At 68.4% G+C, this 15,308-nt stretch carries 17 protein-coding genes; 11 read left to right on the forward strand and 6 right to left on the reverse strand.

What is annotated here, in order from left to right; all coding sequences use genetic code 11:
- Window positions 1-36: 36 nt before the first annotated feature.
- Genes ABD255_RS23725 through ABD255_RS23735 form a run of 3 tightly spaced genes read right to left on the reverse strand, consistent with a single transcriptional unit; the run spans window position 37 to window position 2,563 of the window.
- Complete coding sequence (locus ABD255_RS23725) at window positions 37-411, reverse strand: FMN-binding negative transcriptional regulator (RefSeq protein WP_344217522.1); 375 nt, start codon at window positions 409-411, stop codon at window positions 37-39.
- A complete protein-coding gene (locus ABD255_RS23730) occupies window positions 408-1,511 on the reverse strand; it encodes a cation:proton antiporter (protein WP_344217524.1) in 1,104 nt (367 codons plus the stop codon). Before ABD255_RS23730 ends, ABD255_RS23725 begins: the two co-directional genes overlap by 4 nt.
- A gap of 44 nt (window positions 1,512-1,555) precedes the next feature.
- On the reverse strand, window positions 1,556-2,563 hold the full coding sequence (locus tag ABD255_RS23735; RefSeq protein WP_344217526.1) for a LacI family DNA-binding transcriptional regulator: 1,008 nt from the start codon (window positions 2,561-2,563) through the stop codon (window positions 1,556-1,558).
- Between the two features lie 155 nt (window positions 2,564-2,718).
- Between ABD255_RS23735 and ABD255_RS23740 the strand changes: the two genes are divergently transcribed.
- From ABD255_RS23740 to ABD255_RS23780, 9 genes are all read left to right on the forward strand, one after another.
- Window positions 2,719-3,597, forward strand: a complete 879-nt coding sequence (locus ABD255_RS23740; RefSeq protein ID WP_344217528.1) for a 5-dehydro-4-deoxyglucarate dehydratase — start codon at window positions 2,719-2,721, stop codon at window positions 3,595-3,597.
- Window positions 3,594-4,859 (forward strand): glucarate dehydratase family protein, encoded by a 1,266-nt coding sequence (locus tag ABD255_RS23745; protein ID WP_344217530.1) that lies wholly within the window; start codon window positions 3,594-3,596, stop codon window positions 4,857-4,859. Before ABD255_RS23740 ends, ABD255_RS23745 begins: the two co-directional genes overlap by 4 nt.
- The gene (locus ABD255_RS23750) at window positions 4,853-5,995 is read left to right on the forward strand and encodes a hypothetical protein (protein ID WP_344217532.1); all 1,143 of its coding nucleotides are present in this window, start codon (window positions 4,853-4,855) and stop codon (window positions 5,993-5,995) included. The genes ABD255_RS23745 and ABD255_RS23750 overlap by 7 nt, the downstream gene beginning before the upstream one ends.
- Window positions 5,995-6,984, forward strand: coding sequence for a hydroxyacid dehydrogenase (locus ABD255_RS23755; protein ID WP_344217534.1), 990 nt, complete (start codon window positions 5,995-5,997; stop codon window positions 6,982-6,984). Before ABD255_RS23750 ends, ABD255_RS23755 begins: the two co-directional genes overlap by 1 nt.
- A complete protein-coding gene (locus tag ABD255_RS23760; RefSeq protein ID WP_344217536.1) occupies window positions 6,981-7,943 on the forward strand; it encodes a D-2-hydroxyacid dehydrogenase in 963 nt (320 codons plus the stop codon). Before ABD255_RS23755 ends, ABD255_RS23760 begins: the two co-directional genes overlap by 4 nt.
- A gap of 42 nt (window positions 7,944-7,985) precedes the next feature.
- Window positions 7,986-8,753: a polysaccharide lyase family 7 protein gene (locus ABD255_RS23765; protein ID WP_344217538.1), complete on the forward strand. Its 768-nt coding sequence runs from the start codon at window positions 7,986-7,988 to the stop codon at window positions 8,751-8,753.
- 79 nt (window positions 8,754-8,832) lie between these two features.
- Window positions 8,833-9,561 (forward strand): ABC transporter ATP-binding protein, encoded by a 729-nt coding sequence (locus ABD255_RS23770; protein ID WP_344217541.1) that lies wholly within the window; start codon window positions 8,833-8,835, stop codon window positions 9,559-9,561.
- A complete protein-coding gene (locus tag ABD255_RS23775) occupies window positions 9,558-9,911 on the forward strand; it encodes a hypothetical protein (RefSeq protein ID WP_344217543.1) in 354 nt (117 codons plus the stop codon). Before ABD255_RS23770 ends, ABD255_RS23775 begins: the two co-directional genes overlap by 4 nt.
- Window positions 9,912-9,937: 26 nt before the next feature.
- On the forward strand, window positions 9,938-10,201 hold the full coding sequence (locus ABD255_RS23780) for a hypothetical protein (RefSeq protein WP_344217545.1): 264 nt from the start codon (window positions 9,938-9,940) through the stop codon (window positions 10,199-10,201).
- A 76-nt stretch (window positions 10,202-10,277) separates the two neighbouring features.
- Here ABD255_RS23780 and ABD255_RS23785 read toward each other — a convergent pair whose 3' ends face one another.
- From ABD255_RS23785 to ABD255_RS23795, 3 genes are all read right to left on the reverse strand, one after another.
- Window positions 10,278-11,063, reverse strand: coding sequence for a DUF2382 domain-containing protein (locus tag ABD255_RS23785; protein ID WP_344217547.1), 786 nt, complete (start codon window positions 11,061-11,063; stop codon window positions 10,278-10,280).
- Window positions 11,064-11,146: 83 nt separating this feature from the next.
- Complete coding sequence (locus ABD255_RS23790) at window positions 11,147-12,562, reverse strand: aromatic amino acid lyase (protein ID WP_344217550.1); 1,416 nt, start codon at window positions 12,560-12,562, stop codon at window positions 11,147-11,149.
- A gap of 1 nt (window position 12,563) precedes the next feature.
- Window positions 12,564-13,583 carry an ornithine cyclodeaminase family protein gene (locus tag ABD255_RS23795; protein WP_344217553.1) on the reverse strand — a complete coding sequence of 340 codons (1,020 nt, stop codon included), beginning with the start codon at window positions 13,581-13,583 and terminating at the stop codon, window positions 12,564-12,566.
- Window positions 13,584-13,670: 87 nt separating this feature from the next.
- Here ABD255_RS23795 and ABD255_RS23800 point away from each other — a divergent pair, with 87 nt between their 5' ends.
- Complete coding sequence (locus ABD255_RS23800) at window positions 13,671-14,297, forward strand: TetR/AcrR family transcriptional regulator (protein WP_344217555.1); 627 nt, start codon at window positions 13,671-13,673, stop codon at window positions 14,295-14,297.
- Window positions 14,294-14,992, forward strand: a complete 699-nt coding sequence (locus ABD255_RS23805) for a YqeB family protein (protein ID WP_344217558.1) — start codon at window positions 14,294-14,296, stop codon at window positions 14,990-14,992. Before ABD255_RS23800 ends, ABD255_RS23805 begins: the two co-directional genes overlap by 4 nt.
- Window positions 14,993-15,308: the final 316 nt, after the last annotated feature.

The raw sequence follows: 15,308 nt of genomic DNA on the forward strand, positions 1-15,308 counted from the left end.
CCGGCCAAAAGCTATGGGCCTGTCGGCGAGTCGTCTTCAGTGGCTGGGTTTCGCCGCGCGAACGGCGTCGGCGGACTCCGTCTCACCGCGCGCGTCGAGCGAGGCGATGACGCCCTCGATGTCGGCCTCCGGCCGGTTCTGGCTGAGCTTGGCCTTCGCCTCGATCCGGCTGATCACCAGTTCCACCCCGACGATCGCGCGCAACTGCCCCGCGACGAAGGCCTCCGGCGCGTCGTCCACCGACCACTGCTCGGCGAAGGCGGCCTCGTGCTTGCCGGTCAGCCGCCGGACGAGTGCGTCCAGCCAGGCCGGATCCGCGGTGTTGGTGACGAGGTTGGCGGCCCCATGGTTGACCAGCAGGTCCTGTACTACGGCGTCGTCGGCCGCGAAGTGCTTGGGGATGTACATCATTTCCCGATCAGTTTGCCGGCCTGGTCGAGCATGTCGGTGGCGAACCGCTCGCTGAAGCCCGCGGCGAACCCGGTCAGCCCGAACACCGCGACCGACGCCGGGCTCCCGACCGTCGAGCCGCCCGCGAGAATGCCCGCCAGCAAGGTGAAGTAGGCCAGCGACCCGAAGATCGCGCCGACTCCGGGCCGGAACGCGCCGAGCATCATCCGCTGCCACCGGGACGCGCTGTGGTCGATCACGAGCGTCCCCTTGGACATCCGCTGGACCACGCTGATCGTCGCGCCGAGCGCCGACATCGCGATCGCCGCGACCAGCGCGGACGGGACCAAGGCGCTGCGCCACCACGCGTCGGCGGCCAGACCGAACAGGATGACCAGCACGAACGTCGGCACGATCCCGGCCAGCACTCCCTGGAAGTACTCGAGCCGGGCCTGCCGCTGCAGCAGGATCTCGACCCGGGCCGTCACCACCTTCACCTCGTTCCTGGCGGCCGCGACGGCGGTGGCGACCTGCTCCTGAGTACCGCCGCCGCCGAGGAGATCGGCGGCGACCATGATCCGCGTCAACCCGGAGTACGCATGGTCGGTCGCCTCTTCGAGTTGCTGCACGACCCTCTTGCCGCGCAGGCCGTAGCTCGCTTCCTTCGCGACCACCTTGCAGGCGATCTCGGCGTCGATCAGTTCCGGCGGCGGGGAGTTGAGGATCGAGTAGACCGTGCGGTCCTTGGCCAGCAGGCAACCACCGACCACCGCACTGCAGTAGTACTCCTTCTCGATCCCGCCGTGGGACTCCGCGAATCGCTGTGACAGCGCGGGAATCAGCCAGTCGCCGGCATCTCGGGCCAGCTGCTCCGAGGACGCGGCCAGCTGATGCGCCTGGAGGAGATGCCGGAAGGTCGCCGGCCCGTTGGTCGCCGCCTGGTACAGATCGGGGTAGTACACCGCCGACTCGTCACCGGAGTGCCGCGGCCGGCCGGGCCACGGGGTCACCTCTGGCGCCGCTTCAGGAAACCCAGGAGTGAGAAGCGGCGACGCTTCGCCGGGGACCGGATAGTTCGGTGCCGCTTCCGCTTCCGGAGGAGGTTCGGCCATCGAGTTCATGGCGCAACCGTACGGCGCTACGCCGGGTCCAGGAACCCCGCGAGTCAACGCCGAGGTGGCCCGCTGGTGTCGCGGACGTGCAGCGCCATCGGCAGGTACAGCGGGTCGGCGTCATAGCCGTTCACCAGCAGTTGTTCGAGGATCTCCCCCGCCCGGCGGCCGAGCTCGTCGCGGGGCACGGAGACGGTGGTCAGGTTGGAGTGCGCGACCCGGTCCAGCGAGATGTCGTCGAAGCCCACCACCGAGTACTGCGCCGGCACCGACACCCCCAGCTCGTTCAACCGGGACAGCGCCCCGAGCGCGACGAGATCGTTGTACGTGAGGATCGCCGTCACCTCCGACTCCAGCAGCGCCCCGACCGCGTCGTACCCGGCCTGGCTGCCGGCTCCACACTCGATGACATTGACCTCGAGCCCGAAAGCACGAGCACCCTCGAAGGCACGGATGCGTTCCGCGTTCGCCCACGAAGCCGACGGACCACTCAGGTACGCCGCGCGCCGGTGGCCGAGCTGGGCCAGATGCCCGCAGACCTGGGTCATCCCACCGTGGAAGTCAACCGAGATCGACGGCACGGTCAGCCCGGGCACGACCCGGTTGAACAGCACCATCGGGTGTTCGCGCGAGAGCAGTTCGGCCAGTTCGGCGCGTGGCATCCGGGGCGAACAGAGCAGTACTCCGTCGCAGCAGCGCATCAGGTCCTCGACCAGATCGTGCTCGACCGCCGGATCCTCGTCGGACTCCATCACCATCATCCGTCGCCCGTGTGCCCGGGCGACCGAGGAGACCGCCTTCAGCACGTCGGGGAAATACGGGTTCGCCAGGTCCGGCACCAGCACGCCGATCGTGCCCCACTCCCCGCGGGCGAGGCCCTGCGCCGCGGCGTTCGGGCGGTAGCCGAGCTTGCGGACGGCGTCGTGGACCCGGTCGACCAGCGATGAGTCGACCTTCGCGGTGCCGTTCAGGACCCGCGAGACGGTGGCCGGGGAAACGCCGGCCGCCGTACTGACGTCGTTGATCGTGATCCGCGGCGAGCGGCCCGGGCGGTTCTGCACGCACCCCTCCCCTGTCCAGAAAGCGCTTGCACAGCGTGACTCAGAACGGTCCAGATGGCAAGGATCACTTCTGAAACCGCTTTCACACGAGCCCTTGCCGGTGACGCCGGCGCGGGCTACGCTCCCTTGGCAAGCGCTTACCAAGGAGTGATCTGATGCAACTGGACCGGCTTTCCTCCTTTCCCGTGACGGCGTTCGACGCCGACGGCGCGCTCGCGCTCGGGCCGTACCGCGAGCACCTGCGGCACCAGATCGACGCGGGTCCGGCGGCGATCTTCGCCTGCTGCGGCACCGGTGAGTTCTTCTCGCTCACCCTCGACGAGTACTCCGCCGCGGTCCGCGCCGCGGTGGAGGAAGCCGCCGGGGCGTTACCTGTCTTCGCCGGCACCGGCTACGGAACCGCAGTCGCGAAGCAGTACGCGGCAGCCGCACGGGAGGCGGGCGCGGACGGCCTGCTCGTGCTGCCGCCGTACCTGGTCAAGCCTTCGCAGCAAGGCCTGCTCGACCACTTCAGAGGGCTCGCGGCGACCGCGGGCCTGCCGTTGATCGCCTACCAGCGCGACAACGCGATCTTCACCGCGGACGGCGCCGCCGAACTGGCCCGGATCCCCGGAGTGGTCGGGTTCAAGGACGGCCTGGGCGATCTCGATCTGCTCCAGCGGATCATGGCGGTCGCCCCCGGGCTCACCTACTTCAACGGACTCCCGACGGCCGAGGTGACGGCGCGCTCGTACGCGGCCATCGGAGTACGGGCCTATTCCTCTGCCGTGCACTGCTTCGCGCCGGAGATCGCGCACGCGTACGAAGCCGGGCTGGACGAGTTGCTGCCGGAGTTCTACCTGCCGCTCGTCAAGCTTCGCGACCAGGGTGCGGGGTACGCGGTGTCGCTGGTGAAGGCGGCCGTACGGCGGCGCTGGACGGATGTCGGCTCGGTCCGCTCACCGCTCACCGACCCCCTGCCCGACCACCTGGAACACCTCGACCAGATCCTGGAACGAGGCCTGTCGCTCGTCCGGAAGGTAGCCGCCGTATGAAGATCACCGAGATCGTCATCACCCCGATCGCGATGAAGGACCCGCCGCTGCGCAACATCCAGGGCGTGCACCAGCCGTACGCGCTGCGCTCGATCCTGCAGGTGCGCACTGACGACGGCCTGACCGGTCTCGGCGAGACGTACGGCGATCGGGCGATCCTGACCGCGCTGCGCGCAGTGGCTCCACGACTGACCGGGCTGGACCCGTTCGACCTCAACGGGCTCGAGCGGATCATCGGGCACACCCTCGGATCCGCGGCCGGCCTGGCCACGCACGGACTGGTCGGTGAGGCGAGCGACGAGAAGACCCTGGCGACCGTGCTGTCCGCCTTCGAGATCGCCTGCTGGGACCTGCAGGGTCGCGCACTCAAACGGCCCGTTGTGGAGTTGCTCGGCGGCAAGGTCCGCGACGCCGTTCCGTACAGCGGTTATCTGTTCTTCAAGCCGGCCGCGCACACGCCGTCGCCGCCGTACGAGACGGACCGCTGGGGTGAGGCGATGGATGCCGAGGGCATCGTCGCGCAAGCCCGCCGAATGGTCGACGAGTACGGCTTCAAGTCACTCAAGCTGAAGGGCGGCGTGCTGCCCGCGCTGGACGAGGCCGACGTCATCCTCGCTTTGCGTGACGCGTTCCCGGACCATCCGCTACGGCTCGATCCCAACGCGGGCTGGACCGTTGCCACCAGCATCGCCGTGGGCCACAAGCTGGACGGGGTGCTGGAGTATCTCGAGGATCCGACCGCCGGGATCTCCGGGATGGCCGCGGTCGCCCGCGAGGTGTCGATGCCGCTGGCCACCAACATGTGTGTGACCGCGTTCAGCCACCTGCCGCCGGCCGTCCGCGAGAACGCCGTCCAGGTGGTGCTGTCGGATCACCACTTCTGGGGCGGTCTGCGGCGTTCCCGCGAGCTCGCCGCGATCTGCCGGACCTTCGGGATCGGCCTGTCGATGCACTCCAACTCGCACCTCGGGATCAGCCTGGCGGCGATGACGCACCTGGCCGGTGCCACGCCGGAACTCACCTACGACTGCGACACCCACTACCCGTACCTGGTGGAGGACGTCGTCCAGGAGGGCGTGCTGAGCTTCACCGACGGAGCCGTGCGGGTGCCGTCCACACCTGGACTCGGGGTCGACCTGGATCTGGACTCGCTCGCCCGGCTGGCCGAGCAGTACGAGAAGTGCGGCTTCGACACCCGCGACGACGTCACCCCGATGCTGGCGGTCGACCCGGCCTGGGATCCGGTGGTCCCGCGATGGTGAGGCACGGCGCCTTCGCCTACACCTGGGATCTCGTCGGCGATCCCGCCGCGGTCGAGCGTTTCGCCGCGCTCGGAGTCGACACGGTGACCCTCCAGGCGGCGTACCACTCGGTGCGGGCCACCACCGCCTGGCACCCGTCCCACCGGGTGGTGCACGCCGAGCACGCGGCGGCGTACTTCCCGATCCGTCCGGAGCGTTGGCGCGACCTCCGCCTCCGTCCGGCGGCGCCGACCTGGGCTGTCGAAACCGAAGACCGCTTCGGTACTGCGTCCGCCGCCCTCGCCGCTGCCGGCTTGCGGACGGAGGCTTGGCTGGTCCTCACGCACTCGTCGAAGGTCGGGAGTTCCGCACCGGATCTGACCGTGCGGAACGCGTACGGCGAGGTGTTCGGCTATGCACTGTGCCCGGCGCAGCCGGCGGTTCGTGAGTACGCGCTGATGCTCGTGCAGGAGATCTGCGAGCTCTACGACATCCCCGCGCTGGTGCTGGAGGCGTGCGGCTGGCTGGGATTCGAGCACGGAAGTCATCACGAGAAGACCTCGGGCGCGGACCTCTCGGCCTCCGCGCGGGACCTGCTGTCGATCTGTCTGTGCCCTGCGTGCGCCCGCGGACTGGACGTTGATGCTGTGCAACTGGCTGCCGACATCCGGACGACCGTCGATCGTGAACTTCAACTCGGCGTAGCGGCTGGGCAGAACCTCGTCGAAGCGCTCGGGGCGGACCGCGCGCAGGCGATCTACGACCACCGAACGCACGTCATCACCCAGCTGGCTCGGGACGCCGCCGCTCTGGCGGGGGATCGCGAGCTCTTGCTGATGGCAACCGATGATCCCCAGGTGACGGGACCGGACGTCGGCGCCGACCTGACGGCTTTCGGCAGCCGTCCCGATGCGTTCGTGCTGAAGTGCTGGGACGATGAGGAAGCCGCGATCGGCAGAGTGAAGACCGCGGTGGTAAGGACGGGCGTGCCGTTGGTTGCCAACGTCAACGCTTTGGGCGAACGTCCGGAGGAACTGTCGGCACTGGCGACGCGCCTCGTCGAAGCCGGCGCATCGCAACTGCGGTACTACCACGCCGGTCTGGCTTCACCGGCCCGCCAAGCGGCGATCAGAGCCGCGGTTCAGGAGGTGGCCTGATGCTCAACGGCCTCTACGTGATGGACCTGGCCCGCTTCCCCGACGTGTACGGCGACGAGGAGCGAGCCGCCATCGAGAAGAATCTCCGCGTCACGGCTCCTCCCCTGACACCTGCCGACCTGACGCCTGAACTCCTAGCGGAGGTCGACGTCCTCGTCACCGCCTGGGGTGGTCCGCAGCTGACACAGGTTCTGCTGGACTCCGCGCCACGGCTTGCCCTCGTGCTCTATGGAGCGGGCTCGGTCCGGTCGGTCGTGACACCGGAGTCCTGGGCGCGTGGCGTCCGGGTGACGACCGCGAACTCGGTGATCGCGGCATCCGTCGCGGAGTACGCGTTGGCTCAGGTGCTCTACGCGCTGAAACACGGCTGGCGGTATGTGCTGGCCACCCGGGCTCGTGGGGAGTCGCTGCCTCGGGCGACCAACGAGCCTGGCACGAACGGTTCGGTGGTCGGCCTGATGTCGCTCGGCGCCACCGGGCAGGCGACGGCTCGGCTGCTGGCCCGTCACGACCTCGTCCTCCAGGCCCACGACCCGTACGTCGACCCGTCGGTCGCGGCGTCGCTGGGAGTTCGGCTGGTCTCCTTGGAGGAGCTGTTCGCCACCTCTGACGTCGTGTCCCTGCACGCTCCGGTGCTCGACGAGACGCGCAAGATCGTCAGCACTGTCCTGCTCTCGTCGATGAAGCACGATGCGACGTTGATCAACACGGCCCGCGGCGCGTTGATCGACGAGGACGCGCTGGTGCGGGTGCTGCTGGATCGGCCTGACCTGTTCGCCGTCCTCGACGTCACCGATCCCGAGCCGCCGCTGCCGGGCTCGCCGCTGTTCTCGCTGCCGAACGTCGTGGTGACGCCACACCTCGCCGGCACGCTCAACACCGAACGGCGACGGCAAGGTCAGCTGATGGCGTCGGAGCTCGCCCGCTACGTCGCGGGCGAGCCGCTGCAGCACGAGATCTTTCAAGCAGGACAGGCGAAGTCAGCATGAGTCCGACCCTGGTACTGGTGCCACCCCAGCGCGACAGTACTGCGGATTGGCCGGCGCGGCTGATGTCCGAAGTCCCCGAGCTGACGGTGGTCCGCCCGGCGGCGGAGGACGCGGCGGAGGCGCTCGCCACCGCGGACGCGGCGTACGGAGTACTGCCGGTTGAGTTGCTCAAGACAACTACTCGGCTCAGGTGGTTGCAGGCTCAGCAGGCTGGTCCGCCGCCTGGGTTCTACTATCCCGAGCTGGTCGCGCATCCAGTGCAGGTCACGAACATGCGGGACACCTACACCGATCATGTGGCGACTCACACGCTCGCGCTGGTGCTGGCCCTGTGCCGCGGGCTGCCGCGCTACGTCCTCGACCAGCAGTCGGCCGTCTGGGAGCCGGACTGGGATCCGGCGGCGATCGTCTCGTTGTCCGAGGTGAAGGCGCTGGTGATCGGGACCGGCGCTCTGGGCACCGAGATCGGCCGGCTGCTGCACGCGTTCGGGACCGAGGTGACCGGGATCGACGTGCGGCCGCGGCAGACCCCTTGCTTTGCTGAGGTTCTTCCCGTGGAGGCGCTGGACGAGCAACTGCCGACGGCGGATCTGGTGATCCTGACCGTTCCGCACACACCGGACACCGAGGGCATGATCGAGGCGCGACGGCTCGGGCTCTTCAAACCGTCGGCGTTCCTCGTCAACGTCGGTCGGGGCCCGACTGTCCGGCTTGACGCGCTCGACGCCGCACTCGAGGCGGGTCAGCTGCGGGGGGTGGCGCTCGACGTGTTCGAGACCGAGCCGCTGCCGCCTGAGAATCCGCTGTGGCGGCGACCCGAGGTACTGATCACGCCGCACGTCGCGGGGGTCGGGCCGCACGAGGCGGAGCGGCGGTTCGCAGTACTGGTGGAGAACTGCCGGCGGTTCGTCGCCGGCTCCGAGCTGATCAATGTCGTTGACAAGAGCAAGTGGTTCTAACCGGAGGTCTTTGTCGCTGTCCGATTCAGAAGGAGTTCGACCATGCGTGGTACCCGCCCCCTTGCCCTTCTGTCCGCGCTCTTCGCGAGCGCGGCGCTGCTCACCACCAGCCCGGCAACGGCCGCACCGGCCGCCTGCTCTTATCCCGCCCAAGTCCTCGACCTGACCCGGTGGAAGGTCCAGTTGCCGATCGACGACCCCAACCAGTCCGGCACCCAAATTCTCCAGGTATTGCGACCGCGGCTGAACACCTACGTCCTGTCGCCGTGGTTCAAGCCGACCTCGGCCTGTGACGGCGTCCAGTTCCGGAACGCGGTCAACGGCGTGAAGACCCCGAACACCACCTACGCGCGGTCCGAGCTGCGCGAGATGCAGACCAACGGCACCACCGAGGCCAAGTGGTCCTCGAACTCCGGCACCCACACGATGGTGATCGACCAGGCCATCAACCACCTGCCGAACACCAAACCGCACCTGATCGCCGGGCAGATCCACGACGGCAACGACCGGTCCACCTTCCGGCTGGACGGCAAGGCGCTCTACATCACCCGCGACAACGACACGCACTACAAACTGGTCGACAGCAACTACGTGCTGGGCACCAGGTTCCAGGCCAAGTTCGTGGTGAGCAACGGCTCCATCAAGGCGTACTACAACGGCGTCCTGCAGACCACGATCCCGGTCAGCTTCACCACCGGCTACTTCAAGGCCGGCGTCTACACACTGGCCAACTGCGAGAACTCGTCGCCGTGTGACACCAGCAACTACGGCCAGACCACTATCTACAACCTGTCGGTCAGCCACCGCTGATCCCGCCGGCACCCGGCCCACGGTCTGACGGACCGTGGGCCGATGTGCTCGGGCGCCTGCCCGGGAACAGTTGCCGGGCATGATCGAAGTACGAAATCTCACCAAGTACTACGGGCAGCAACTCGCCGTCGACGGGCTCACGTTCGACATCCGGCCAGGACTGGTGACGGGATTCCTCGGCCCCAACGGCGCGGGCAAGTCCACCACCTTGCGGATGATGCTGGGGCTCGACCGGCCGGACGCGGGGTCGGTGTCGCTCGACGGGCGCCGCTACGAGGACTGCCCGGATCCACTGCGCCGGATCGGGGCACTGCTCGACGCGGGCGCGGTGCACGGCGGCCGGACGGCGTACCACCATCTGCTCTGGCTCGCGCAGACCAACGGGATCGACCGCGGCCGGGTGGACGAGGTGATCGAGGTCGTCGGTCTCGGGGCGGCGGCCTCGCGCCGGGCCGGCGGGTTCTCGCTGGGGATGAGCCAGCGGCTCGGCGTGGCCGCGGCGCTGCTCGGCGATCCGGAGATCCTGCTCTTCGACGAGCCGGTGAACGGGCTCGATCCGGAGGGCATCCTGTGGATCCGCAACCTGCTCAAGGGTTTCGCCGAGGAAGGGCGGACAGTGTTCGTCTCGAGTCACCTGATGAGCGAGATGGCGCTGACCGCGGACCACCTGATCGTGATCGGTCGCGGGCGGCTGCTCGCGGACGTGGGGATGGCGGAGTTCGTCGCCGAGCACGACTCGCTGGAGGACGCGTTCCTGCAGCTGACCAGCCGGTCCGTCGAGTACCGGTCGGGCGGGGTGGAGTCGTGACGCTGCGGAATCTGCTGCTCTCGGAGTGGACGAAGTTCCGGACGATCAGGTCAACCGTTTCATCGCTGTGGTTGACGTTTCTGGTGTCCGCCGGGCTGACGGTCGCGATCGGGTTGCGGCTGCGGAGCACCTTCGGCCAGACCAGTGCGTCGTACCAGGAGTCCTTCGATCCGACGGAGTTCTCGCTCGGCGCGGTGTCGCTCGGGCAGATCCTGGTGATCGCGTTCGGGGTGCTGCTGGTGGGCACGGAGTACGACAGCGGGACGATCCGGTCCGCGATCGCGGCCGTCCCGCATCGGCTCCCTCACCGATCCCGGCGCCTTCCGTCGTCGGAACCGGCCTCTACCTGACGCTGATCTGCCTGCTCTCCATCGGCGTGGCTCTGCTCCTGCGCAGTACCGCGCTGGCGCTGGGTGTCCTGATTCCGTTCTTCTTCGTCATCTCCACGCTGCTGACCACGATCCCCGGCTTGAAGACCCTCACCTACTATCTCCCCGACCAGGCCGGGCACCAGATCATGCTGCTCACGCCCCGAGACGACACCCCACTCGGACCGTGGACCGGTCTGTTGGTTCTGGCCACCTGGGCCGCAGCCGCACTCTTCAGTGGCTACCTCGTCCTGCAACGCCGGGACGCCTGAACTGTCTGTCGTTGGGAACCGCGTTCGCCTGACCCCGCTAGGTAGGCCAGGCGAACGCGGAGCATTTGCGCGCTGATCAGCGCTTGCGGTGCTTCGGGTCGGTGGTGTCCTCGACCTCGATCTGCTCCTTGCGGACCGTGTCCTTGACCTGCTGTTCCTCGTGCACGGTCTCGGTGTCGAGGCCGACGCGTTCGACGGCGACGGTCTCCTTCGCCACCACCGGGCGCTCCTCGTGCAGCACGACCTCGCGGTCCTCTTCCTGGATCCTGCCCTCGCCGCGCCGCCCGTCAGCCCGGCCACCATCGCGCTGTCCGCCGGCGATCGGCTCGCGGGTGACGTGGACTTCTTCGTGGCTGACCGGCACGCTGACCTGCTGCTCCTCGGTCACGACACGCTTGTGCAGCCGCACCTTGCCCGTCTCGACGGTCTCGGTCCCGGCCCGCAACTGCTCCTCGGACCTGACCATCGACTCCTGCCCGGCCATCGAGCCCGCATCGCCCATGCCGCGCTTGCGGTTCTGCTGCTGGTTCTGCATCTGGCCCGACTGCGCGGCCTGCAGGTTGTAGTGCCGATACAACTCCGCCGCCTCGGCCTCCGACAGATGACCCTGGTCGTCGATCCGCGGCGCGTCCTTGATCGCGTCCTTGCGGGCGCCGACATGCAGCCCATCCTGCTCGGTGTGCGCGCCGGTCAGCGGCACGAATGACTCCTTGGTGCCGAACAGGCCGGTCCGGACCGTCACCCACTCCGGCTCGCCGGACAGGTCGGAGGCATAGAGGTTCGCCGCAGTGCCGACCTTCTGGCCGTCCACGTCGTAGACGTCCCGGCCGATCGCCCTTTCCAGTTCCTGAGCGGTGCTCATCGTTCTCCCCGTTCTGGTTGTCGTCGGCAACTTTGCCTTCGACCGCCGGGTACCCGGCGTGACGATCAGCAAACCCTCCGTGCTCAACGCAGCCGGTCGATCAACCTGGTCAAATCTTCACCGAACGGACGGTCGGCTTCGATCGCCGGTACGACGTCCGCCGCCGCGCCCAGGAAGTCCCGCAACCCGGCGGGCACCCGGCGCTCCGACAACGCGAAGGCCTGGTGCACCGCGAGCAGTTCGCAGGCTGTCACCTCGCGGGTGAGCCGGATCGACTCGGCCAGCACCCCGGCCGCCTCCCAGGAGAAGCTCTGCACATCCTCTTGCCCGTTGGAGGTTTCAACCGCACCGATTGCCGAGGGCAATGCCAGTCGACGCAGATAGTGGCAGGTGGCAACCGCTCTCTTGTGCACCGTGACCAGCCCGGCCTGTGGGCCCGGCTGATGCGCCAGTTGTGCGGTCAGGCCAGTCACCGCAGGGTCGAGCAGGCGATGGATGCGCGCGGCGGACACCTCGGCGGCGTGGGCCAGCGCGGCCACGAGTTGATCGCAGTGAGCGGCCAGGTCGATGCCATGGAACCCGGCGGTTCCGACGAACTCACCCTTGAGGAACGCCGGCGAATCCGTCACTCCGGTCAGCGCCCGATCGACGGCTTCTTCCAGCCGACCGACGGCTCTCTCGACATGCGAGATGACATGACCTGCCACTCGGAACGAAACCGGTGCTTGCAGGGACCGGGGCTTGCCCTCCGGTCCGGCCAACAGGAGGATTCGCTCCAGTTGGGCTGCTAGCAGCTCATCTCCCCTTCCAGACAAGGGGTTGTAGGGATCTCGGTTGGCGCCGATCACCGCAATGGAGCCGGCGGCAACCAAACTCAGCTGTTCGGCCAGACGCCGGGCGAGGTCGGTTTGGAGCCAGGCACGACCAGTCGCACCGGGAATCCCAGCCAGCAGTGAGATGCCCTCCTTCGGACCGAGCTCGAACGCCGGCAACACCCCCTCGGCCGGTCTGAGCTTCCCGTCCGGCTCGAGGAGGTTGCCGATGCCGACGAGCGGCCCGAACGCGTGAGCCAGCGGGATGATCTCCCCTGCCGATCCGGCGCCGCCGACCGGGATCGCCGGGACGAGCCCGCTGTTGAGCAAGGCAACCAGTTGCAGGCACAGCTCCGGCGAGACTCCCGCGTCGCCGGTGAGGAAGGTCCTCAGTCGGCCGATCACGACCGCCCGCGCCTCGTCCGGCGGGAGCCACGGTGGCCCTCCCGCGGCTCGACCCAGCAGCAGATTGCGTTGATGGGCCCGCTGCTCGTCCTCGTCGAGACGACGCTTGCTCATGGCACCCATCCCGGTGTTCACGCCGTAGACGGGATCACCGCCACTGAGCGCGGCCAGTACGGCGTACCGGGTGGTTCGGAGGCGGTCGAGGAGGGACTGCGAGAGCTCGATCGGGTCCGTACCGGTCAGCTGCCGAGGACCCAGGTCTGCTGGTTCGCCGATCTGCATGTCAGTGGAATCTGAGCATCGTGCCGACGTCGGCGGCCTCGGCCCGACGCAGGATCAGGTGGGCGATGGCGACGTCGAGCAGGGAGAGCCCGCGATGCCAGAAGAGGTTGCGCTCGGCATCGTTCTCTCGACCGGGCCGCCGGCCCGCGACGATCTGGCCGAGCTCGGCGTACAGGGTCTCGGGCGAGAGCCGGCCGGTGTCGACGTGCCGGCGGAGTGAGCCGAACCGGCCGGACTGCGCCTCGCGCCAGTCGTCGACGACCACCTTGTCCATCACGTCCAGCAGATCGAGTTCGACCGCGCTGATCGTGCCGTACGGCACCACGAAGGCGCCGGGCCTGACGGCAGCGGTTCGCAGTAGCGGTTCAGGTTCGGTCAGACGGGTCGCCTCGACGAGCACGTCGGCGCCGTCGAACGCCTCCTCGGCGGTCGCGAAGACCCGGACCGGGGTGGACAGCTCAGCGGACAGGTCGGCGGCGAACTTCTCCCCCGACTCGGGCCGGCGAGACGTCACCCGGATCTCGTCCAGGTCGAACAGGTCGTCGAGCATGGTGACGTTCCACCAGGCGGTACCGCGGGAGCCGGCGTGGGCGAGGATCTTGCTGTCCGGGCGAGCCAGGTAGCGGGCGCCGACCGTCGTCATCGCGCCGGTCCGGGCCGCGGTGATCATCGTCGCGTCCAGGACGGCCAAGGGGACGCCGGTGGTCGGGTCGAAGAGCGTCGCCATCGCCAACTCGCTGGGCAGCCCGACCTGGTAGTTCGGCACGAAGTCGCCGACCACCTTCACGCCGCTGATTCCGTGCTCGCCGAGCCGGTTGAGGTGACCGCGCAGGACGTTGAAGTGCCCGATGCCGCCGTTGTCCGGCATCAGGTGCACCCGCGGCTCGAAACTCGTCTCGCCTTCACCGTGGTCGCGGACCGCGGCCTCGACCGCGTCGACGATCTCCAGCCGGGTCAGCCCCAGCGAGTCGATCTCCGGACCGGACAGGAACCGCAACCAGATTCCTTCGCTGTGCGCCATGTCCAGCATCGTCGCAGCCGGGGTCGACCCCGCCCTGCGACCGTCCAACCTCAGTCCGAAGAGGTTGGTTCGTGCTAAAATCAGGCCATGCGGTCTAAAAACGGTGCGGGCGGTCGAGTGTCGTTCATCCAGGCCGCGCGGCGGCGACAGATCATCGGGGCGGCGATCGAGACCGTGACAGCCGTCGGGTACGGGCAGTCGTCGCTGGCCCGGATCGCCGAGCAGGCCGAGATCAGCAAGAGCGTCATCTCGTACCACTTCGCCAACAAGGACGAACTGCTCGAGCAGGTGGTCGCCCAGGTGATGGACGACTGGGCCGCGTTCATGCGGCCGTTCCTGGAGGCGGAGTCGACCGCGACCGGGAGGCTGAGCGCGTACATCCGGTCCCGGCTCGCCTACATGCGCGACAACCAGACCAGGCTGGTCGCGGTGGCCGAGATCATCGTCAACCACCGCGGCCCCGACGGCAGGCCCGTCTTCGCCGAGCGTGATGCGGCCCCGGTCGCCGAACTCGTCGAACTACTCCGGTCGGGGCAACAGGCCGGCGAGTTCCGCGGGTTCGACCCGGTCGTGCTGGCGATGACGATCACCCAGGGCATCGACGGCGCCCTGACCTACTGGGCGGACCACCCGGGCACGGACCTGACGGCGTACGGGGAAGAGTTGGTCACCCTGTTCGGTCTCGCCACGCAGCAGCCGAGGAGCATCTCATGAGCGCCGACACCGCCGGCCAGACCACGATTGGTCACTCCGCCGCCGACAAATTGCTCCTGTACGGCGGGCTGCCGCTGCTCGGGCTGGCGCTCGGCTTCTTCCTGCCCCGGATCGCCGACTGGGCGGTCGAGCAGCCGTGGTTGCCGCTGCAGGGTCCACTCGAACTGATCTCGCGGTGGGACGGGTGGTGGGTCGTGGCGATCTTCACCGTGGTCGGCGCGCTGGCGGGCGTCTTGCTGGCGGCGATCGCGCTGGAGGACACCCTCAAGGTGACGATCACCAACACCGACGTCGAGTTCGTCAAGAACAAGGTGACGACGCGGGTGCCGCGGAACCAGGTGGCGGTCGCGTTCCTCGACGGCCGGGAGATCGTCCTCCAGGACGCCCGCTCGGCGGAACTCGCGCGGGAACGGCACGACCAACTGAAGTCCGAGGCCCTGCAGATCCCCGAGGCCTTCCGCACCCACAGCTACCCCTGGTCCGACGACGGCGACCCTCACGCGGATGCCTTCCGCCGCTGGGTCGAAGACGACCCCGACCTCCCTCCCGCCGCCAACGCCATCCTCCGAGCCCGCTCCAAGGCCTTCACCCAGAGCGACAAGTCCGACCTCCGAGAACTCCGCCAAGAGCTAGCCAAACTGGACGTAGCAGTAAAAGACAAAGAAAAACACCAATACTGGCGAGCAGTCCCCTGACCGCCCCGCCCCCTGAGCCCGCGAGCAAGCTCGCAGAACCCAAACTGCACCGCTGGCCCTCGCTGCTCCCGGGCTTAGCTGTCGCAGCATGTCGCCCCTGAGCCCGCGAGCAAGCTCGCAGAACTACCGCAGCAGGCCATTCAGCGCAGCCCGCCTCAGCCATCCCCCACCCGAGGCTCAGCTCAGGCCCGCAAGCGCTCGGCTCGCCTAACCCCAACCCACCCACCCAGCTCAGCTCGCTCGCCTCAGCCGACCTCAGCTCGCCCACCCCAACCGCCACCGACCTCAGCTTGCTCGCCCACCTCCGCCCCAGCTC

The organism is Kribbella sancticallisti (genome assembly GCF_039530625.1).
In the GTDB taxonomy this organism is placed as follows: Bacteria; Actinomycetota; Actinomycetes; order Propionibacteriales; family Kribbellaceae; genus Kribbella; species Kribbella sancticallisti.